Origin of the sequence: Hymenobacter properus (assembly GCF_015694735.1) — a bacterium.
In the GTDB taxonomy this organism is placed as follows: domain Bacteria; phylum Bacteroidota; class Bacteroidia; order Cytophagales; family Hymenobacteraceae; genus Hymenobacter; species Hymenobacter properus.
Genome location: NZ_JADQDP010000003.1, coordinates 829,559 through 851,372, shown reverse-complemented (window position 1 = coordinate 851,372; position 21,814 = coordinate 829,559). Strand labels below are relative to the sequence as shown.

Sequence of the window (21,814 nt, the reverse complement as noted above, 5' to 3'; positions counted from 1 at the left end):
GGGCCCCTTCCGGGGCGAACCGTAGCGTGGACTCTGCGAGTGCGTCTTATCAGGATGTTCGCCTAGGCGCGGGCTTGCAGAGTCTACGCTACAAGTGTCAGGCTCCCTTATCTTTAGGAGAGGAGGCGCCCCAGAGGGGTCCCGTGAGGTCCCGCCATCGGCCTACCCTATCGTGCGCAGTCGGCGCAGCAACTCATCCTGGTAGAGGCGGCTGACGGGCAGCAGCTGCTTGCCCACCTGCACGAGGTGGCGCACCGGGTCCAGCCGCTCGATGTGCTCGATGTTCACGTAGTAGCTGCGCTGAATCTGCACAAACCGCTCGGGCGGCAGGTACTGCACCAGCTCGCGCAGGGCCATGCGCACGTGCACGGTGCGCTCGGCCAGCGTGAGGCAACACAGCTTGTCCTCGGCCACCACCGACTGCACATTGCTGAGCCGGATTTTTTCCAGCAGCCCGTTTTCCTTCACGAACAACGCATCGGGCAGCGGCGCCACGGGCAGCGGCTCGGCGGCCGGCGCGGGCGGGGCGGCGTGGTGCTGGCCGAAATTGTGCACGGCCAGCGCCAGCGCCCGACCCAGGGCGGCCAGCTCCACGGGCTTGGTGAGGAAGGCAGCCGGCCCCGTGTTTTGGGCCCGCGCAAACGTCTGGCTGTCGTTCAGCGAAGTGAGGAATACGACGGGAATGGGGCGGTGCGCCAGCAGCTGGGCGGCCAGGGCGATGCCGTCCACGGAGCCGCGCAGGTTCACGTCGAGCAGGGCCAGGTCGATGGTTTCGGTGCGGTGCAGGGCCAGGGCAATGCGCGCGTCGGCGGCCGGGCCCACGGGCTCGTAGCCCAGGTCTTGCAGGGCGGCTTCGAGCTGCTCGGCATACAGCGGCTCGTCTTCCACCACCAGCACCCGAATAACCGACTCCGCAGGCAAGGCCATCACTTGTTCGACCGGCAACAGGCCGGCAGGCGACGAATATACGCAGCCCGCCCCGTCAGGAGGCGACCCATTCACCAGCGTCTCAGCAGCATCAGCAACAGTAACAATGGAATAGCTCATGCACCAGCAGCTGTCGGCTCAGTGCTTCTCAGGAGAAGAAAAGCTGCCGACTGCCCCGGCAAGATGCCCAAAACATTAAGCCGTTGGAACAGCCCCGGCGCCAGTGGTCGGAATCAGGGCGCCAGTGGTGGCGCTGGGGGCGTGGGCTGCATCGGCTACGGGCGCCGGGGTGGCGGCCTGTAGCGTGAGCACAGCGGTGGTGCCCTGACCTGGGGCGCTTTGCAAAGCCAGCCGCCCGCCCAGCACCCGCGTAAACAGCACGCTCAGCCGCAGCCCCAGCCCGGTGGAGGCCGGTGCCTCGGCCGAACGCGGCCCCACCTCGCCGCTGAGCAGCTGCGGAATGCGCTCCGGGCTAATGCCCGGGCCGGTATCCGTCACCCGGATTTCTACCGCGTCTTGCTCTGCCGTGGCGCCCAGCGTGATGCTGCCGCCCGCTGGCGTGGCTTGTAAGGCATTGCTGACCAGGTTGCGCACAATGGTGCGGAGCATGTTTTCATCGGCCCGGGCGTAGCCAGCCGCGCCAGGCGATAGTTGCAGCTGCACGCCCGCCGCCTCGGCGGCCGACTGGTACAGCCCGGCCACCTCGGCCAATAGCTTTTCAACGCCCACACGCTCAATTACTGGCACCAGCTCGCCGCGTTGCGAGAGGGCCCAGCCCAATAGGTTGTCGAGCAGGGCGCGCAGGCTTTGGGCGGCTTGCCGCACGCGCCCGCCCAGGCCGGCCAGGCGGGCCGTGTCCTGCCGCTCAATGTATCGGGTCATCAAATCGGCCAAGCCGCTGAAGGCCACCACGGGCGAGCGCAAATCGTGGGCCACCAGGGCGTAGAGACGGTCTTGCTCGGCACGAGTAGTGGTCAGCTCCTCGTTTTGGCGGGCCAGCAGGGCGCGGCTGCGGCGCAGGCGCCAGCCCAATACGCCCGCCACCAGCAAGCCCAGCACCGTCACGCCCAGCACGGCCGTGGTCAGCAGCAGGTACTGGCGCTGCTGGCGGGCCTGCTGGCTGAGGGCGCGCACGCGGTTGCGCTGCCGCTCGGTGTCGAACTGCACCTGTAGGCGCGCCAGGGCCTCGCGCTGCTCGCTGGTTTGCAGGCTGTCGAGCAGGTGTTGTTGCAAGCGGGCCAGCTGGAAGGCTTCCAGGCCCCGGCCGGTGGCGGCCAGATAGTCGGCCCACGACTCGTAGCCCTGCACGATGATGCCTGGGGCTTGCAGCCGCCGGGCCTGCGCCAGGCCCGTCTGCAGAAAGGGCGCCGCCTGCGCCCAGCGGCCCTGCTTGCCGTAAACGCTGCCCACCGAGAGCCACGACTGCGCTTCGCCGTAGGCATTGCCGGCGCGCTGGTGCAGCCGCAGTGCCTGTTGGTGGCAGTACAGCGCCGAGTCGAGGCGGCCGGCCGACTCGTGCACCACGCCCATGATATTGTACAGCGTGGCCAGCCCGTTCTTCGAGGCCTGTTTTTGGTAGAGCCGCAGGCCCGCCCGGGCGTAGTGCTCCTGCAAGCGCGGCACCGAATCGGGCACCGCGCCGCCGGCTCGCATCCAGCCGGCGTAGAGCATGGCCAGGTTGTTTTGGCCCATGGCGATTTCGCTCGGCGTGGCGGCGTAGCGGCGCATTCCGGCCTGGGCCTGGCGAAAAAACCGGTCGGCCTGGGCAAACTGCTCTTGTTGCGCCGCCACGCGGCCCAGACCCACCCAAGCCTGCACGGCCTGGCGGGCAGCCCAGGGCTGCCGCTCGGCCCGGCGCGCCACTTCCTGGTAGTAGCGGCTGGCGGTCAGGTAGTCTTGCTGCTGCAAGGCCACACCAGCCAGCGCCGCCAGGCACGCCAGCTCGCCGCGTTCGTGGCCCAGGTGGCGCGCCAGGGCCAGTCCGGCCCGGCCGTAGCGCAGGCGCTCGGCTGCGCTGCTCATCTCCGACTCGTTGCATAAGCCGAGCAGCAACTGCACGCGCGTCGTGTCGGGCGGGGCGGAAGCCAGGCGCTGCCGCAGGCTGTCGGCTACGGGCGTGGCCGCGCGGCCCGGCATGGCCAGCGCAACGAACACCAGGAGCAAAAGCAGCCGCACAGAATAACAGAGTTTGTTGGAAGTTAGCTGCAATATGCCGCTTCCTTTCGACATCTGAACCGCGCCAAATGCAAAAACGCCCGGCACGGCAGGCGCGTCGGGCGTTTGTTAAGGCGCTGAGTGGGGCGGCGATGCCTATTTCTTGTAGGCCACGCGGTAAATCACGCCGTTGTCGTCGTCGCTCATCAGCAGCGTGCCGTCGTTGGCCTGAATGAGGCCGCAGGGCCGGCCAAATTCCGACTTGTCATTCTCGACCAGAAAGCCGGTAATGAAATCCTCGAACTTCTCGGGCTTGCCCTGCGCATCAAAGTGCACGCGCACCAGCTTGTAGCCCGAGGGCTGGGCCCGGTTCCAGGAGCCGTGCATGGTCACGAAGGCGTCGTTTTTGTAGGCGGCCGGAAACTGGCTGCCTTTGTTGAAAACCAGGCCCAGCGGGGCCGAATGGGCTTTGTAGAGCAGCAGCGGGCGCTGGTTTTTGGCGTCGAACTGCTCGTAGGTTTCGCCGCTCTTGGGCTTGTTGGCAGGGTAATGCTTGCCGTCGGCGATGATGGACGGCCAACCGTAGCCGGCGCCAGCCTTAATCTGGTTCAGCTCTTCCATCTGGTCCTCGTCGCCGAGCCAGTCGATGCCGTGGTCCATGCCAAACAGCTGACCGGTGGCCGGGTGCCAGTCGAAGCCGATGGTGTTGCGCAGGCCCTTGGCGTACACACTACGGCCCGAGCCGTCGGTTTTCAGCACCAGCAGGGTGGCATTTTCGGGGTTGTCTTCGTCGCAGGCATTGCAGGTGCTGCCCACCGAGAGGTAGAGCTGGCCATCAGGCCCGAAGTGCAGCACGCGGTTGGCGTGCTGGCCGGCGTCGGGCAGGTCTTTATACAGGATTTTAGGCTCGCTCAGGCCGCCGTCGGGCAGCACATCGGCCACGTATACTTCCCGGATGGCACTGAGGTACATCTTGCCGTCCTTCAGGGCCAAGCCGTGCAAATGCGGCTTCTGGGCTACCTGGCGCACCACTTCGGCCTTGCCGTCCTTATTGGCGTCGCGCAGCAGCGTGATGGTGCCCTTCACGCGGTTGCTCACGTAGAGGTCGCCGTTGGGGGCCTGGGCCAGCATGCGGGGCATGTCGAGGCCCTCGGCATACTTGCTGATGATGAAGCCGGCCGGCACCTTCAGGGCGGCCACGCGGGCGTCGGTGGCGGGCAGCTTATTGGGCAGGTAGATGTTGCCCGTCATCTTGAAGGGCGTGGCGGCCGGCGGCACGTTTTGGGCGGTGGCGGGAAGGGTGGCGAGCAACGCAGCGCCTAGTGCAGCGGGTCGGATAAAGGACATGGAATGGGGCATTAAGTGCAGGCCTTTCAACTTCCGTTGTTCAGCTGGGGTTGCGTTTGAACGCCAACCAATGCACTTATATCGGGTTGCAGGCCCAACCCTAGCCAATGAATCTGACCTTTATCGTGTATCCTATGCTCGTTATCGCAACCGGCCTAGCCCCTACGCCACTCCCACCGTGCGGCGGATGCCTAGCTTTTTCATGCGGGCCTCCAGGGTTTTCGGATTGATATCGAGCAGCACCGCCGCGCCTTGTGTGCCGCTCACCCGGCCGCCGGTGCGCTGCAAGGCGGCCAGAATGTGGTCCCGCTCCTGCTCCTTCAGCGTCTTGATGGCCGTGGCGGCTGGCGCGGCTGGGGCCACGGGCGCGGCCATCATCAGCGGAGCGCCAGCAAAGCCCGCAAACTCCAGAAACTGGCCTTGGCTCACAATGATGGACTGTTCCAGCACGTGCTCCAGTTCGCGGATGTTGCCGGGCCAGCTGTAGGCTTGCAGGGCGGCCAGGTCGTCGGGCCGCACCTGGCGCACGGGCTTGCCCAGGCGTTTGCTCAGGCGCTGGATGAAGTGGCGCATCAGCGGCTCGATGTCTTCGCGGCGCTCGCGCAGGGGGGCCAGCTCGATGGGGAAGACGTTGAGGCGGTAGTACAAGTCGGCCCGGAAGCGGCCGGCGGCCACCTCATCGGCCAGCACGCGGTTGGTGGCGGCGATGACGCGGGCGTCGGAATGCAGGACCTTGGTGCCGCCCAGCCGCTCGAACTCTTTTTCCTGCAGCACCCGCAGCAGCTTGGCCTGCAGGTCGAGCGGCAGCTCCCCGATTTCATCCAGGAAAATGCTGCCGCCATTCGCCAGCTCAAACTTGCCGATGCGCCGCTCTACCGCCCCGGTGAATGCCCCTTTCTCGTGCCCAAACAACTCGCTTTCAATTAGCTGGGCAGGCAGAGCGGCGCAGTTCAGCTTAATGAGGGCACGGCCGTGGCGTGGCGAAGCATTATGCAGCTCGCGGGCCACTAGCTCCTTACCGGTACCTGTTTCGCCCGAAATGAGCACGGTCGTATCCGTTGGGGCCACCAGGCCGATGCGGCGCTGCACCAGCTGCAGGGCCGGGCCGCTGCCCACGAAAGCACCCGAGTCGGCCCCGAAGCGGGCGTTGGTGTTGATTTCGTCTACTAGGTAGGTACGTTCCTCTTCCACCTGCGCCTTCAGCGCCTCAATTTGCTCGAAGGCGAACAGGTTTTCCAATGCCAGCGCAATCTGGGGCGTGAGGGCCAGCACGGTAGCCAGGTCGTCGGGGTGGAAAGCGGTGGGATTGGGCGAGGCCAGGATGAGCACGGCGGCGCCATCGGCCCGCTCCCAGATGGGCGCGATGAGCATAGCGCGCGTTCCGTAATCCTCGTACACGCGGCGCAGAAAAGGGTAGCGTTGCGCCAAGGCCCGGAAACTGTCAGCAGTGTACAGGCCGGGCTTTTGCAGCAACTCATTCATCTGCTGGTACATTCCCGAGGTATCGAGCTGATTAATACCGTTGCGCCGGTCAGGGTCGAGGGTTTGCAGCGGCGTGCCGGGCGCCTCGCCCTGCCGCGAAAACTCGGCGAAGCCCTCAAAGGCCTCCTGCTTGCCGGCGCGCTGCACCCGCAGGCCGAAATAGTCGAAGTCTACTACCCGGCTCAAAGCCTCGGCCACGGCCCGGAACAGGGGCTCGCGCTGCTTGATGCTGAGCAGTGCGTTGGTGATGTTGAGCTGCAGGGTGCGCTCCTGCTCGCGCCGGGCTACTTCTTCGAACGCCAGCGTATTGGCCACGGCCACGGCGATGAGGGAGCCAATCTTTTCCAGCAGCTTTTCGTCGGCGGCCGTGAGGTTGGGCGTGCGGCGTGAGGCCAGGGTGAGAAAGCCCGTGAGGCGCCCGCCGATGTGCAGCGGCACGGCCGTGATGTGGGTGACGCCCAGCTTGCTAAACTTGTTGAAAGGCGCATAATTGGGGTAGTCGGCCAGGTATTCTTGCGGCGTAAACTGCTGGACGCGCGGGTCGGCTACCAGCTTTTCGATGGGCGAGCCGGCAATGGGCGTGAACTGGTCGGCGCCGGGCGGCAGCGCCGGGGCTTCGTCGGCCCCGAAGTAGTCGCGCAGAAACAGCCGCTTCATCTTCAACTCCTCATCGAAAATGTTGATGCCGATGAACTCGAAGGGGAAGATGAGGCGCAGCTTGGTTGTCACCGCCTTGAACAGCTTGTCCTTTTCGCGAATGGTAGCAATGGCCTCGTTGAGGTGGAGCAGCAGAGTCTCGTCGGTGGTGGGCATGGCAATGGTTCCGGCTTCGGCTAGTGCCGTCGTAGACGAATCAGACAGGCAGTTACTTAAATTGTTCGCTGTTTTTCCTGAAATAACAGGAGTAAAACTCTACCAATTCCTGATATTTCAGAAAAACAGATTAAAATCTTTAATCCCATCATTAGCAGAAATGGCAGCAACTAAATTTTAATTATCTAGTATTCAATGGGTAGATATGAAAAACTTCTCTCCCATTGGTGCTGGCACGTCTTTCGGTAAGGGCGGGGCACACCCTATGCCAATTGGCCTTATGTTTTCTTCTCAATCACTGAAAGGTTTTGCCGGTTTGTCGCTCTTCGGCGGCCTGGTGCTGGCCCAGCCAGCGCTGGCGCAAAACCAGCCCGGCGTGCCGGCGGCCTCGCAGGCCATCGGCCTGGCCAGCGACTCCCTGACCCTTGGCGCCACGGTGCAGGCCGTGCTCGACGCCAACCCCGGCATCACCAACCTTACCGAGCTGAGCAACGCGGCCACTAGCCGCCTCAGCCAGACGCGCGCCGGCTTCCTGCCCCAGATTACCGGCACAGCCACCTACACCCGCATCGACCCGGTGGTGAAGCTGCCCTTCAACGGCGAGACGCTGCAGTTTGCGCCCAACAACAACTACGACTTTCACGTGACGGCGCAGTACCTGCTGCTAGATTTTGGCAAGAATGACGCCACGGTGAAAGTGGCCGAATCGCAGGTGCAGACGGCGCAGGACAACATCACGGTGGCCCGGCGCGACCTGTCGTTCAGCGCCGCCCAGCTGTACTACAACATCCTTTTCATGCGCGAGAGCATTCGGGTGCAAGACCAGCAGATTGCCTCGCTGAAGGCCCACCGCAACGAAATGCAGAAACGCGTGGAAGGCGGCGTGAGCACCAAGTTTGATGTGACGACCACCGACGTGCGCATCACGCAGGCCGAAAACACCAAGCTGGACCTGCAAAACCAACTCCGCAACCAACAGGTGCAGCTGGCCCGCCTGCTGCACAAGCCCGAGCAGGCCGACATTCCGGTGAAAGGCCGCCTGACCTACGAGCCTCAGCAAGTAGACATGCAGGCCGAGCTGACCAAGGCCAGCAACAACCGCCCCGAGGTGAAGCTGGCCCGCGATGCCGAAAACACGGCCGTGCTCCAGTCGCGCCTCATCGAGAAAAGCAACCTGCCCAGCCTAGGCGCGGGCGTGCAGGCCGGCGGTAAAAACGGCTACATCCTGCCCGATATCAACCGGATTCGGTTCAACACGGTGGGCGTGCTGCAGCTCTCGGTGCCGATTTACGACGGCGGCCGCAACAAAAAGCAGCGCGTAGAAGCCGCCGCCAACTCCCGAGCCGCCGTGGCCCGCACGGCCGACACGCAGGAGCAAATCCGGGCCGATGTGCGCCAGGCCGTGAACAACATGGAGTTCAGCCAGGCCCGCTACAACAACGCCGAGCAGCAGGTGGCCCAGGCTTCCGACGCCCTCACCCGCGCCCAGGGCCGCTACCGCTACGGCGTGGGCCAGAACCTCGACGTGCTCGACGCCGAAACCCAGCTGGCCCAGGCCCGCCTGGCCCGCGCCCAGGCCATGTACAACTACACTCTCGGCCAATACCAGCTCAAGCGCGCCACCGGCGAGCAGATTTGGCAATAAGCGCTAAAGCAAAGAAAGGCATGTCATGCTGAGCGCAGCCGAAGCATCTCTACCGCAATACTAACTGAATTACTGCTGCACGCGAGATGCTTCGACTGCGCTCAGCATGACGTTCTGAAGCTGCCAATAACCTCCCCCAAAATGAACCTCTCCACCATCCTTTGTCCGCTCGATTTCTCGGCCGCGTCGGCTGGGCTGGTGGCGTATGCGGCCGCGCTGGCGGCAGCCACCGGGGCTGAGCTGCGACTCTTGCATGTGTGTGAGCCGCAGGAAGACCCCACCGGCCAGCAGCCCGACGCCAAAGTGTTCGGCTCGTGCCGCGACCGGATGCAGGCCCTGCAGGCCTCGGCCGAGCAGGCAGGCGTGGCCCGCGTGCACACCGGCATGGTGCGCGGCGAGGCGGCTCCGGAAATCGTAGCCGAAGCCGACCGCCAACAGGCTGATTTGATTGTTATTGGGGCGCACGGCCAAACGGGCCTTACCCGCTTCCTGATGGGGAATACCGCCGAAATCGTGCTGCGCACCGCCCGGTGCGCCACGCTGCTGGTGCGGGCCCCGCTCCAACCCGAAACTGCGGCGGCGCAGGCCTAAGCGGCCCGTCGCTCCTCTCCTTTTTCCGTAAAACACCGCCCCCGAATACCTACTAAGATGGCCCAGACCGAAACTTCCCCCGCTGTGCAAAACGCCCCCGCTCCCTATCCTAACGCGGCTACGACTGAAGCCGAGCCCCTGGAGGAGCCTAAAAAGCGGAATCCGCTTGTCTTTATTATCCTGGCTGTAATCCTGCTCGCCGGCGGCTACTATGGCTGGCACCGCTACCAGTTTGCCAAAGCCCACGAAAGCACCGACGACGCCCAGGTAGAGGGCGACGTGTACCCTGTGCTGCCCCGCGTGGGCGGCCCCGTGCTGAGCGTGAAAGTGGACGACAACATGCCCGTGAAAAAGGGCGACGTCCTCGTCACCATCGACCCTTCTGACTACCAGCAGCGCGTGAACGCCGCCGAGGCCGCCCTGCTCGCCGCTCAAGCCCAGGTAACGGCCGCCCGCGCCGGTGTAGCTACCGCCCAGGCCAACGTGCGCACCGCCCAAACCGGCATCGGCGTGAGCCAGGCCAACCAAGAGCGCCTGCAGAAAGACCTCAAGCGCAGCACCTTCCTGCGCCAGCAGGACATCATCCCGCAGAGCGAGTACGACGCCGTGCAAGCCAACCTGAAAGCCACCGCCGCCCAGCGCGCCACCGCCACCGACCAGGTGAGCGTGGCCCGCCAGCAAGTGGCCGCCGCCGAGCAGCAGGTAGCCGTGGCCCAGGCCGTGGTGAAGCAGCGCCAGGCCGACCTCGACAACGCCAAGCTGCAGCTGAGCTACACCACCATTGTGGCTCCGCAGGATGGCATCATCAGCAAGAAGAACGTGCAGCCCGGCCAGGTAGTAGGCCCCGGCCAGCAGTTGTTCGGCATCGTGGGCAGCGCCCGCACCTGGGTGGTGGCCAACTTCAAGGAAACCCAGCTGGAAGACATGAAAGTAGGCCAGCCGGTGAAAGTTGAAGTGGACGCCTACCCGAACGAGGAGTTCCAGGGCCACATCGAGTCGCTGTCGGCCGCTACCGGCGCCCGCTTTGCCTTGCTGCCCCCCGACAACGCTAGCGGCAACTTCGTGAAAGTGACCCAGCGTATCCCGGTGCGCATCGCCCTGGATAAGGTGGACCCCGAGCACCCGCTCCGCGCCGGCATGAGCGTGAATGCGGTGGTGCAAGTGAAGTAAGCAACGGTTGTTTTGTTCTGTCATCCTGAGCGCAGCGAAGGACCTTATCACAGCATAACAAGTAGCATTAATTCCATTAATGCGAACGTGATAAGGTCCTTCGCTGCGCTCAGGATGACAGAAAAATACCTAAAGACAAAAACGAATGGAAACCGGATTTACCAAGTGGATTATCGTTGTGACGGTGGTCCTCTGCTGCTTGCTGGAGCTCATTGATACCAGCATTGTGAACGTGGCCCTGACTCAGATGATGGGCAACCTCTCGGCCACGCAGCAGGAAGTAACCTGGGTGATTGCCTCCTACGGCATCGCCAACGTGATTGTGATTCCGATGACCGGCTTCCTGGCTGAGCAGTTCGGGCGTCGCAACTACTATTTTGTGTCGGTGGTGCTTTTCACGCTGGCCTCCATGGCCTGCGGGCAGAGCACCAACATCTGGGAGCTGGTAGCGTTTCGCTTCATCCAGGGCATTGGCGGCGGTGCGCTCATGGCCACGTCGCAGGCCATTCTCATCGACACCTTTCCGCCCAAGCAGCTGCCGCTGGGCCAGGCCCTGTTTGGCATGGGCGTGATTATTGGCCCCACCATCGGCCCCACGCTGGGCGGCTACATCGTGGATAACTACGACTGGCCCTGGATTTTCTACGTGAACGTGCCGGTGGGCATTCTGGCCGCCATCTTCACCATGCTGTTTATCCGCGACCCTGAGCGTATCAAAAACGCCATTCCGCGGCCGCTGCGCGAGATTGACTGGGCCGGCATTGGCCTGCTGATTCTGGGTGTGGGCTCGCTGCAGCTGGTGCTGGAGCAGGGCGAAACCGAAGACTGGTTTGAAAGCTCCTACATCAACTCGTTTGCCCTGCTGGCGGCTATTGGCCTCATCGGCTTTGTGTGGCGCGAGCTTACGGCCAAGGCACCTATTGTAGACCTGCGGGTGCTGGGCAGAAGCCGCAACTTGGCCGTAGGGGCGCTGCTCTCGTTTGTGCTCGGCTTTGGCATGTTTGCCTCGGTGTTCATCTTCCCCATCTTCACCCAGCGCATTCTGGGCTTCACGGCGGCCCAAACGGGCTACATCCTGCTGCCCGGCGCCTTGGCTTCCGGCTTCATGATGCCCGTTATTGGGCGCATGCTGCAGGCGGGCGTGCCCCAGAAGCTCATGATTCCGGTGGGCTTCACCATCTTCTTCATCTTCACGTTCTGGATGGGCCACATCATTTCGCCCACCGCCGGCGAAAGCGACTTCTTCTGGCCCCTGATGGTGCGCGGCCTGGGCATGGGCCTCATCTTCCTGCCCATCACCACCATGAGCCTCGCGGGCCTCAAAGGCAAGGACGCCGGGCAGGCTGCCGGCCTCACCGGCATGATTCGCCAGCTCGGCGGCTCGTTTGGCGTGGCCATTGTGGGCACCTATCTGGAGCGCAGCATCGCCCAGAACCGCATCAGCCCGCTGGCCCACATTTCGCTCTACGACACGGCCACGGTGCAACGCATTCAGGCCTTCACGCAGAACTTCCTGGCCCACGGCTTCCCGCTGGAGCAAGCCCAGAAGCAGGCCTACGCCGCGCTGGAAGGGATTTTGATGAAGCAGGTGTCCATTATTACCTACACCCAAGTGTTCACCATGATTGGCTTGTTCTTCGTGGTGTGCCTGCCGCTGGTGCTGCTGATTAAGCGGGTGAAAATCACGGGTAAAATCAGCATGGACGCGCACTGATGCGGCCTGCTGCCCTTGGTAGTTTGAAAGCCCCGGCTCTGCGCGAGCCGGGGCTTTTTTAGGTGTTGGGGTGTTTATTTGCGGCCTCCTCCCCTTCTGTCTTCTTGCATGCTAAAACCATTTACCATCCTTCTGGCATTTGGCCTGCTAGCCGGTGTGGCCCGGGCTCAAACGCCTACCGCTGCCAACGCCGACCCGGCCCAGTGGGTGAATCCGCTGATGGGCACCGATTCCAAACCGGACTTGTCGAATGGCAACACCTACCCGGCCATTGCCCTGCCCTGGGGCATGAACTTCTGGATGCCGCAGACCGGCAAGATGGGCGACGGCTGGGCCTACCAGTACAGCGCCGACAAGCTGCGCGGCTTCAAGCAGACGCACCAGCCCTCGCCGTGGATGAACGACTACGGGCAGTTTGCCCTCATGCCCATCACGGGCAAGCGCGTGTTCGACGAGGAAGCCCGCGCCAGCTGGTTTTCGCACAAGGCCGAGGTGGCCGAGCCCAACTACTACCGCGTGTACCTGGCCGACCACGACGTGACCACCGAAATAGCGCCCACCGAGCGCGCCGCCCGCTTTCGCTTCACCTTCCCCAAGTCCGACAGCGCCTACGTGGTGATTGACGCGCTGGACCGCGGCTCCTTCGTGAAGGTGCTGCCTGGGCAGCGGCGCATCATCGGCTACACCACCCGCAACAGCGGCGGCGTACCGAAGAACTTCAAGAACTACTTCATTCTCGAATTCGACCACGATTTCAACAGCACCGCACTTTATCAGGATAAAGCCCTGGCACCGGGAGTGCTAGAAGTGACGGCCAAGCACGCCGGGGCCGTGGTGGGCTTCAAAACCCGAAAAGGGGAACGGGTGAACGCGCGGGTAGCCTCGTCATTCATCAGCCCCGAGCAGGCCGAACTAAACCTGCGCGAAATAGGCGAGCAGGACTTTGATGCGGTGCGCCAGCAAGGCCGCGCCGCCTGGAACAAGGCGCTGGGCCGCATTGATATTGAGGGCGGCACCGAGGCGCAGCGGCGCACGTTCTACTCTTGCCTGTACCGCGCGCTGCTGTTTCCGCGCAAGCTTTATGAACGGGATGCCAATGGCAACGTGATGCACTACAGCCCTTTCAACGGGCAGGTGCTGCCGGGCTTTATGTACACGGATACGGGCTTCTGGGACACGTTTCGGGCGCTATTTCCCTTCCTGAATTTGCTGTACCCCGATGTGAATACCGAGATTCAGCAGGGCCTGGCCAACGACTACCGCGAAAGCGGCTGGCTGCCGGAATGGGGCAGCCCCGGCCTGCGCGACGTGATGGTAGGCAACAACTCGGCCTCGGTGGTGGCCGATGCCTACCTCAAGGGCATCCGCGGGCAGGACATGAACGTGCTCTACGAGGCCCTGACGCACGGTGCCAACAACGCCGGGCCCCTCGACGCCGTGGGCCGTAAGGGCGTGGCGTATTACAACAAGCTCGGCTACGTGCCCTACGACGTCAAAATTGATGAAAATGCAGCCCGCACGTTGGAATACGCCTACGACGATTTCACCATCTACCAGTTGGCCAAGGCCTTGGGCAAACCCAAAAAGGAAATCGACCTCTACGCCCGGCGCAGCCAGAACTACCGCAAGCTCTTCGACAAGGAAACCGGCCTCATGCGCGGCCGCAACCAGGACGGCTCGTTTCAAAAGCCCTTCAACCCGTTTAAGTGGGGCGGCGCCTTCACCGAGGGCAATAGCTGGCACTACACCTGGTCGGTGTTTCACGACGTGCAGGGCCTGATTGACCTAATGGGCGGCCGGCAGAAGTTCGTGGCTACGCTCGATACCGTTTTTACGCTGCCGCCGGTGTTCGATGCGTCGTACTACGGCGAGGTCATTCACGAAATCCGGGAGATGCAGATTGCCAACATGGGCAACTATGCGCACGGCAACCAGCCCATCCAGCACATGGTGTACCTCTACAACTACGCCGGCCAGCCCTGGAAAGCCCAATATTGGGTGCGCGAAACCCTCAACCGCCTCTACCTGCCCACGCCCGACGGCTACTGCGGCGACGAAGACAACGGCCAAACCTCGGCCTGGTACGTCTTCTCCGCCCTGGGCTTCTATCCCGTGTGCCCCGGCACCGACCAGTACGTGCTGGGCGCCCCGCTCTTCCCCAAAGCCACCCTGCACCTGCCTTCGGGTAAGGATATCGTATTGAATGCGCCTAACAACTCGGCGGCCAACCGCTATGTGAATGGACTGACTTTCAACGGTCAGCCTTATGACAAGAACTGGCTCAGCCACTCGGAGCTGATGCAGGGCGCGACGTTGAATTTTGACATGAGCGCCGCGCCGAACAAGAGCCGGGGCACGCAGCCGGCCGCTGCGCCGTACTCCTTTTCCAAAGCGAAGTAAATGACTCCGTACAAACGAAAAGGCCCCGGCAGCACGAAGCTGTCAGGGCCTTTTCGTTGTTCAACTAATAAGCCGAGGTCGTCGGGTTGTTACTGATACTGAATGTACAACGGCTTGGGCGTGAGCTGCGTCAGCACTTCCACCGGCGTCATCATGTGGTGGGGCTTGGGTTTGGGGTCGTACTCGTAGAACAGCTTAAAGCCGGTGTACTGCACGGGCTCCGTCTGGATGTAGTCGTGGTACGAATCCTTTTTCAGGGTGGGCTCACCGTGGCCGTCCATGTGCATCACCACCTGCACGCGCGGGTCGAGCTTGATGTTTTTGTAGTTGGTCAGCATCTTCCGGGTGAAGCGGTGCACCGTCAGCACTTTGGGCGGCAGCTTGTTTTCGCTCACAATGCGGGCCAGGTAGTTGATGGTCCAGTTCACGTCCTTGGCGTCGAGCGTACCGATGCGCTGGTTGGGCCGGATGCCGGGCATGGTGGCCAGCGAAAACTCGGGGTCGATGCCGAGGTGAATGTCGGGCTGCTTGAGGTAGGGCTCCAGCTTGGGCACTTCCACCTGCAGGGTGCTGTGGCCGGGCTGCACGTCTAGGAACAGGATGCACTTGTGCTCGCGGGCCCAGGAAATAACTTCTTCGATGGTGGCTTTCGAGTTCATCAGGCGCCACTTGCCGTCTTTGCCGGGCGAACCCTGGGCGGTGATGGTCACGTTGTGCAGGGCCGGTTGCACCGGAATGCTGGGGTCGGCGGCCTGCCACTCCTTCAGCACGCCGGCAAACTTGCGGAACATCTGCTCCTTGGGCTCGCGGCCCAAGATGCCCATGCCCTTTGAGCGGATGTTGCCATAAAATGCCACGATGCGGTGGCCCGGCAGAATGGCGCCCGGCAGCTGGCCGGTTTTCTTGGCAATGCTGTCGGCCTTCAGCGAATCGCGCCGCATGGCCATCGCCTTGATTTTGATGGTATCGACGGGAGCGGGCTTATTAGCCACGCTGTCGTTGGCGGCGGCACCGCCGTTTTCGCCCTCGTTGGGGCTGGTTTTGCAGGCGGGCAAGCTGGCGGCGGCCAGCAAGCCGAAGGTGGCGGCCACGAGCGCGGCCCGCGACGTTAGAGAAAACAACACTGAATGAAAACGGGTTAGAAGGCCAGTACAGCGTGCAAGTTAGCCCATTTTGCCGGGTTGGCGTTGTGTTTAACGCAGAAAAGCCCCGACGCGGGCCGGAGCTTTTCGAGCGGTTTCTTGCCTATTTCCAACTGGAAAGCGTGCCGGGCCCTTCTAACAGCCTGCGCCGGTTTGTTTGGGGCCCCAGTTGCCATACCAATTGATTAGCTGCAAACCGACGCTATTTGCCGGCGCTTTTGTCACAAACCGCACCGGCACCGTGAAGCTCACCGCCACGGCTTTGCCGTCCTGCCGGCCCGGGATGAAGCGCGGCAAGGTCCGAATGGCATCCAGGACGGCGTGGTCGTATCCGCGCGACAGTCCTTTCACGATGGTGATATCTTTCACTTCGCCGGTTTCGGTTACCGTGAATTTTGCGAACACAACGCCTTCTTTCGGATTCAAGCGCAGGTCATCGGTGTATTTTGTGTGGCTTTGCAGGTACTGCGCAATTGCCTGCGCATTGCCCCCGCCGGGCAGCTGCGGCATTTGCTCCACGTAGGTATACACGCGGTCAATGCTGGAGACGGCGGGAGCGTCGGAACCTGCAATTGCGGGCGGTGGGGGCGGCGGAATGTCGCCGTCATAGAACTTGCCGGATGTTTCGGACGCGGTGGCGTTGACGGGGGTAACGGCCGGTTTGGCATTGGGAGCTACCTCATCGGTGCTGCGCTCGCAAGCAACGGTGAACACCAGGGCGCCGAGCAGCGGCAGCGCCAGCCACTGCTTCCAGCGGCGAACGGGGGAGGTTTTCTGAATCATGGCAATGCGACGTAGGGTTTGGGAATGGGAGAAGGTGTGCGCAAGCGGGATGGAGAAACCGAGGCGGCTGGCCACTTGCCGGGCCAGCAGGTGTGTGTAGGAAATGGCAGGGGCAAAGGCCGGCGCCTGGGCCGCGGCGTGGCGCAGCGCCTCTTCGTCGGCCAGGTACTCGTGGGTGAGGGCCAGGGCCCGGCCGCACAGGTGAACGAAGGGGTTGAACCACAGCCCGGCGCGCAACAGCTCCAGTAGCAGACGGTCGTAGGTGTGGCCCTGGCGCACGTGGGCGCACTCGTGGCGCAGCACTTGGTCGGCCTCAGCCGGGCTCAGGGCCAGGGTGTTATCCCAAAAGACCAGGCGGCCGAACGAGCTGGTGGGCACCGCGCCGTGGGTGGGCACCAGCGTGTAGCCCTCGCGCTTTTCGCGGGCCAGGCGGCGGGTGCGTCCCCACAGCTGCCCCAGTTCCAGCGCCAGCCGGCCCAGCATGAAGGCGACGCCTGCGAGGTAGGCTAGCAGCAGAACCAGCGGCCAGGTAGCCGGAGGAGCTGTGGCACCTTCCGAGCTCACGGCCACGACGGGCAGCAGCACCGAGGCCACGCCCGCCAGCGGGGCCGGCCCGACGCCCCAGCTTGCCGGCCAGGCCACCGGCAGCAGCGGCAGGCCCGCCGCCAGCACCGGCCCCAGCACCAGGTACCAACGGTTGTAGGCAAAGCTGCGCTCCTGGCGCAAGGCCAGGCGGTAGCAGAGCCAGCACGCGCCCAGCAGCCCCGTGCTGAGCAGCATCCAGTTAAGCAGGCTGATTTGGTTCATCGTCTTCGGTGGGGTTTTGAGGTTGGGAAGCGTGGCGGAGAAGTTCGTCGAGCTGGGCAGCGTCGAGGTTTTCTTCCTTGGCGAAAAAGGAAACCAGCCGGCTGAAGGAATTGCCGAAGTGCCCGCCCAGCAGCTTGCGCAGCGAGAAGCGGCGGTAGTCGTCTTGCTGCACCAGCACGTGGTAGCGGTGCGTGCGCCCAAACGCCTCATGCCCCACAAAGCCCTTGGTTTCGAGGATGCGGATGATGGTGGACACCGTGTTGTAGGCCGGCTGCGGAGCCGGCAGCTCGGCCAGCACGTCCTTCACGAAGGAGGGGCCGCGGCGCCAGAGCACTTGCATCACTTGTTCTTCGGCGCGGGTGAGTTCGGGGAAAGCAGCGGGGTCCATTGAGGGGCAGCGGTGGAATCGATGAGGTAGTTGTAAACGTACAACTAATTTTTTAGTTTAAAAACTATTTCATTAGTTGATAAGAATTTTTCGGCGTTGCAGGCGCCAGCGCCCGTAAGCCTTCGGGCAAGCAAATCGCCACTTGGTACGCGGCCAAACCCTTACTGCTATGTCACGACTCCTACTTGCCGGACTACTGGGCCTGCTGGGTGCGGGCTCTGCCCATGCCCAAGCCGAAACAGAAGCTCCTAAAGCCGCCGCTACCCCGGCAATTTCAACTACTCCGGCTCCTGCCGCCACCGCGCCGGCGCGGCCGGCCTCGCCGCGGCAGCTTTTCCCGGGCCTGTTTGAGGCTGTGCAGCTGGGCCGCATCTTCCCTGATAATAAAACCTTTGTGGACGCCACGCCCCGGCAGCGACCCGCCACCATCCTAGCGGCGTGGCAGCGCGAGAAAAGCCAGCCCGGCTTTCGGCTAAAAGCCTTTGTGGAAACGCACTTTAACCTGCCCACGGAAACCACCGCGGTTTTTAAAACCGATGCAAAAGCCGGCCTGCGCCACCACCTCGACACCTTGTGGACGGTGCTGGCCCGCCCCGCCGCCCCGCCCGTGGACGGGGCCGATTCGCTGGCCGCGTTTGGCTCGCTGCTGCTGCTGCCCAAACCGTATGTGGTACCGGGCGGGCGCTTCCGGGAAGTGTACTACTGGGACTCTTACTTCACCATGCTGGGGCTGACCGAGGCAAGCAAGACTCAGATGGTGAAGGACATGGCCGACAATTTTGCGTTTCTGATTGGCCGCTACGGGTTCATTCCGAACGGCAACCGCAGCTACTACCTCACCCGCTCGCAACCGCCGTTTTTTGCCCGCATGGTGCAGCTGCTGGCCCAGGAGCGCGGTAACGGCGAACTGCTGCGCTACCGCCCGGCCCTGGAAGCCGAGTACCGCTACTGGATGCAGGGCGCTGAAAACCTGAAGCCCAGCACCGCCACCCGCCGCGCCGTGCGCCTGCCCTCCGGCGCCCTGCTCAACCGCTACTGGGACGACAGCGACCAGCCGCGCGAGGAATCGTACGCCGAGGACGTGGCCGCCGCTAAGCTGAGCAAGCAGCCAGCCGCGCAGTTCTATCGCCACGTGCGGGCGGCGGCCGCCTCGGGCTGGGACTTCAGCAGCCGCTGGTTTGGGGCCAGCGGCGGGCTGGGCAGCATCCAAACCACCGACCTAGTGCCCGTCGACCTCAACTGCCTGCTGTATAACCTGGAAATGACGCTGGCCGAAGCCGCCCGCGTAGCCGGCCAGGCGGCGCAGGCCCGCACCTATGCCGCCAAAGCCGAGCAGCGCAAAACGGCTCTGCTGGCCCTGTGCTGGGACGCCCAGGCTGGTTGGTTTCAGGACTACAACTGGCGGCTACGCCGACGCTCCGGCGTGCGCACGCTGGCGGGCGTGTTTCCGCTGGCATTTGGGCTGGCCACCGCGCCGCAGGCCAGCCGCGTGGCGGCGGGGCTGAAAGCTAATTTCTTGAAACCGGGTGGCCTGGTAACCACCCTCAGCGCTACCAAGCAGCAATGGGACGCGCCCAATGGCTGGGCCCCGCTGGAGTACCTAGCCATTGAAAGCCTGACGCGCTACCAGCAAACGGCCCTGGCCGACACCGTGGCCCACCGCTGGGTACGGCTGAACAGCCGCGTGTTTGCCCAAACCGGTAAGCTGCTGGAGAAGTACGACGTGGTGAACGTGAACCGCCCCGCCGGCGGGGGCGAGTACCCGCTGCAAGACGGCTTCGGGTGGACCAACGGGGTGCTGCTGAAGCTGCTGAATCGGGAGCGGCGGTAAATAGGGGAAAACGCCTGTCATCCTGAGCGCAGCGAAGGACCTTCTCACGTCAGATTTCTCTAACGTGAGAAGGTCCTTCGCTGCGCTCAGGATGACAGAGAAATATTTCTCTCGTCCCCGGCAGCCTTTTCGGGAAGTAACTTGTCTGCCGGGCAGCACCCGGCCGGGCTGCGCTGCTTTCCCGATGTAATGCCCCTTTCTACGGAGCTAGATGACCTGCTTGCCCGTTGCGGCCGCCACGAGCCGGCGGCGCAGCGTGCCCTGTATGCCCGCTACGCCGGCCGCATGCTGGGCGTGGCGCGCCGCTACGTGCGCTCGGTGGCCGAGGCCGAGGACATCCTACAGGATGCTTTCGTGAAGGTGTTCACGCGCCTCGCGGATTTCCGGGGCGAGGGCTCTTTTGAGGGCTGGATACGCCGCATTGTGGTTACCACCGCCCTCAACCACTGGCAGAGCGGGCAGCACCGCCGCCAGCAACTGTTGCTCGACGATGTGCCCGAACCCTTCGCGGCCGATGCCGACGCCTTCGACCGCCTGGGCGTGGCCGAGGTGCTGGCTTTGATGGAAAAGCTGCCCGACGGCTGCCGCCTCGTGCTCAACCTCTACGCCGTGGACGGCTACAGCCACGGCGAAATCGCGGAGCTGCTGGGCATTCAGGAGAGCACCTCCAAGGCCCAGCTCAGCAAGGCCCGCAAACAACTCACCCGGCTGCACCAGCAGCAGGCCAGCTACTTGAACCTATGATGCCCGAACCAGAAGAAAACCGCCTCGACCAGTCGCTGCGCGACAAATTCGAAGACTTCAGCCTGGAGCCCTCCGCGCCGGTGTGGGCCGGTATTGAGCAACGCATTGCCGCGCCGGCCGCCCCGCCAAACGGGCGGCGCCGGCCGCTGCCTTTGCCGCTGCTATTCGGGCTGGTGGCACTGCTGAGCGGGCTGGCGGGCTGGCTGCTGCCGCACGAGCCGGCCCCGGGGCGGCCGGTGGCTGCGGTGCAGGCTCCGGCCGTGACTTCAGGTACTTTGGAGGAAACAACGCGCGCGCGCAAGGCGTCGCACCAATCTATGCAGGCGCCCACCCAGAAGGTTCAGCGCTTGCGTTTGTCATCGCGGGAAGTGGCGGCTGCTTCGCTCGGCACAGCTGCTTCGGTTCCCACCACAGCCCGGTTGAATGCTGCCTCCCATAACCCACGTGCTATTTATTCGAACGGAAAAGCGCAGCAAACTCGCCGGCCAGCGCTATCGGTGGCAATAGCGGGCGTGCTGACAGCTGACCGGAAGCCTATTGCTCCGGTTTTCACTGCGTCCGCTCCTGAACCTGCAGCAACCCAGGAAACGGCTGTAGCTCAAGTGCCAGTTGCAGTGCCTTCGCCAGCCGCAGCCGCCGACTCCACCCCCGCCACGCTGCAGCCCCTGGCCGGGCTGGAGCGGCAAGTGCTGGTGCAGCTGCCCAGCATTGCCACCCTGAGGCCGGGCGTGCGCCTTCCCGCCGGCAGCCAGCCGGCCCTGCTGCGGGGCCTGCGGGCCGAGCGCGCCGAGTTGCTGCGCCTGCAGCGCCGCACCGACAGCCTGCTGCTGGTGCTGGGCGACGTGCCCGCTGCCCCCGCGCTGGCCCGCGCCGACACCGCTGACCTGAAACCGAAAACCATAAACCCGAAACCAGCCTCCCGCTGGAGCCTGCTACTGGCCGCTGCCCCCGAACAGAACACCCTCACCCTGCAAGGGCGCGAGGGTGACTCGCTCACGGCCCTGCGCCGCAACCACGAAACCGGCCGCGCCGGCTTCAGCGCCAACCTGCTGGCCGAATACCGCCTCACGCCGCGCCTGAGCGTGGGCGGCGGCGTGGGCTACAGCACCTACGGGGCCGACCTGCGCATCACCAACAAAACTACCGCCGTGAGCGTGACCTACAACACCACGACCACGACGACCGCCACTGCCTACACCAGCACCCACCAAACCTACTCGGTGCGCATCATCCAGATTCCGCAGCCCTCGCCGGTGTTCAACGCCAGCGGGCAGGTCATTCGCTACGACACGGTGTATGTGCCGCGGCAAGACACGGTGCGTACCACCACCATTCAGCACGACACGGTGCGCACCACCAGTCACGTCACCACGCCGCTCATCAGCAAGAAGGAAACCCTGACCACCCGGCTGCTGCAGCCCAACTACCGCTTCTTCACGGTGCCAGTGCTGCTGCGCTACCGCCTGGCCGCCCCCGGCACCAGCCGCCTCTGGACCGACGTGGCCGTGGGCGCTCAGCTGCAATTCTTCCTGGGCGGCACGCAGGTGACGACGGATGACGGTGAAAACTTCCGCACCGAGAAGATAACCGTGGGCAGCGGCCCCTTCCGGGCCCTCAACGTGGGCCTCACGGGCTCGCTGGCGCTGAACTATGCCCTCACCAACCGCTTCAGCGTGAGCGTGGCGCCCAGCCTGCGCTGGCAGGCCCTGTCGCTCTACAAGCCCGAAACGGGGCTGCGGCAGCAGCCCACGGCCACGGGCCTGCTATTTGGACTGCGGTTCGAGCTATAAATAATTAGTTGACTTTAACAGCAGCCTTTTCCGGAGGCGGCTGGTCTGGCTGATTGAAACGCGGCGCCGCGCTCCGGCCGGGGCGG

Annotated in this window: 15 protein-coding genes; 8 read left to right on the top strand and 7 right to left on the bottom strand. The window is 63.8% G+C overall.

The window, feature by feature from the left end:
• Positions 1–162: 162 nt before the first annotated feature.
• From I2I01_RS15510 to I2I01_RS15495, 4 genes are all read right to left on the bottom strand, one after another.
• A complete protein-coding gene (locus tag I2I01_RS15510; protein WP_196287376.1) occupies positions 163–1,047 on the bottom strand; it encodes a LytR/AlgR family response regulator transcription factor in 885 nt (294 codons plus the stop codon).
• Positions 1,048–1,122: 75 nt separating this feature from the next.
• Positions 1,123–3,102, bottom strand: coding sequence for a sensor histidine kinase (locus I2I01_RS15505; RefSeq protein WP_196287375.1), 1,980 nt, complete (start codon positions 3,100–3,102; stop codon positions 1,123–1,125).
• 135 nt (positions 3,103–3,237) lie between these two features.
• Positions 3,238–4,428, bottom strand: a complete 1,191-nt coding sequence (locus tag I2I01_RS15500) for a PQQ-dependent sugar dehydrogenase (RefSeq protein WP_196287374.1) — start codon at positions 4,426–4,428, stop codon at positions 3,238–3,240.
• A gap of 162 nt (positions 4,429–4,590) precedes the next feature.
• Positions 4,591–6,723 (bottom strand): sigma-54-dependent Fis family transcriptional regulator, encoded by a 2,133-nt coding sequence (locus tag I2I01_RS15495; RefSeq protein WP_196287373.1) that lies wholly within the window; start codon positions 6,721–6,723, stop codon positions 4,591–4,593.
• Between the two features lie 280 nt (positions 6,724–7,003).
• On the opposite strand from I2I01_RS15495, the gene I2I01_RS15490 reads away from it, so the two are divergent.
• From I2I01_RS15490 to I2I01_RS15470, 5 genes are all read left to right on the top strand, one after another.
• A complete protein-coding gene (locus tag I2I01_RS15490) occupies positions 7,004–8,368 on the top strand; it encodes a TolC family protein (protein ID WP_196287372.1) in 1,365 nt (454 codons plus the stop codon).
• 141 nt (positions 8,369–8,509) lie between these two features.
• On the top strand, positions 8,510–8,959 hold the full coding sequence (locus I2I01_RS15485; RefSeq protein ID WP_196287371.1) for a universal stress protein: 450 nt from the start codon (positions 8,510–8,512) through the stop codon (positions 8,957–8,959).
• 57 nt (positions 8,960–9,016) lie between these two features.
• Positions 9,017–10,129, top strand: coding sequence for an HlyD family secretion protein (locus tag I2I01_RS15480; protein ID WP_196287370.1), 1,113 nt, complete (start codon positions 9,017–9,019; stop codon positions 10,127–10,129).
• A 145-nt stretch (positions 10,130–10,274) separates the two neighbouring features.
• Entirely contained in the window at positions 10,275–11,843 is a 1,569-nt protein-coding gene (locus tag I2I01_RS15475) for a DHA2 family efflux MFS transporter permease subunit (RefSeq protein WP_196287369.1), read from the top strand.
• 108 nt (positions 11,844–11,951) lie between these two features.
• A complete protein-coding gene (locus tag I2I01_RS15470; protein WP_196287368.1) occupies positions 11,952–14,243 on the top strand; it encodes a GH92 family glycosyl hydrolase in 2,292 nt (763 codons plus the stop codon).
• A gap of 89 nt (positions 14,244–14,332) precedes the next feature.
• On the opposite strand, the gene I2I01_RS15465 is transcribed toward I2I01_RS15470, so the two are convergent.
• The 3 genes from I2I01_RS15465 to I2I01_RS15455 form a co-directional block, all read right to left on the bottom strand.
• Positions 14,333–15,367 (bottom strand): hypothetical protein, encoded by a 1,035-nt coding sequence (locus tag I2I01_RS15465; protein WP_211537980.1) that lies wholly within the window; start codon positions 15,365–15,367, stop codon positions 14,333–14,335.
• Between the two features lie 153 nt (positions 15,368–15,520).
• Complete coding sequence (locus tag I2I01_RS15460) at positions 15,521–16,975, bottom strand: M56 family metallopeptidase (RefSeq protein ID WP_196287367.1); 1,455 nt, start codon at positions 16,973–16,975, stop codon at positions 15,521–15,523.
• Positions 16,953–17,363, bottom strand: coding sequence for a BlaI/MecI/CopY family transcriptional regulator (locus tag I2I01_RS15455; RefSeq protein ID WP_196287366.1), 411 nt, complete (start codon positions 17,361–17,363; stop codon positions 16,953–16,955). Before I2I01_RS15455 ends, I2I01_RS15460 begins: the two co-directional genes overlap by 23 nt.
• Before the next feature lie 169 nt (positions 17,364–17,532).
• On the opposite strand from I2I01_RS15455, the gene treF reads away from it, so the two are divergent.
• The 3 genes from treF (at position 17,533) to I2I01_RS15440 (ending at position 21,728) form a co-directional block, all read left to right on the top strand.
• Positions 17,533–19,194, top strand: a complete 1,662-nt coding sequence (gene treF, locus I2I01_RS15450; RefSeq protein WP_196287365.1) for an alpha,alpha-trehalase TreF — start codon at positions 17,533–17,535, stop codon at positions 19,192–19,194.
• 189 nt (positions 19,195–19,383) lie between these two features.
• The gene (locus I2I01_RS15445) at positions 19,384–19,938 is read left to right on the top strand and encodes an RNA polymerase sigma factor (RefSeq protein WP_196287364.1); all 555 of its coding nucleotides are present in this window, start codon (positions 19,384–19,386) and stop codon (positions 19,936–19,938) included.
• Positions 19,935–21,728 (top strand): hypothetical protein, encoded by a 1,794-nt coding sequence (locus tag I2I01_RS15440; RefSeq protein WP_196287363.1) that lies wholly within the window; start codon positions 19,935–19,937, stop codon positions 21,726–21,728. Before I2I01_RS15445 ends, I2I01_RS15440 begins: the two co-directional genes overlap by 4 nt.
• The last annotated feature ends 86 nt before the right edge of the window (positions 21,729–21,814 follow it).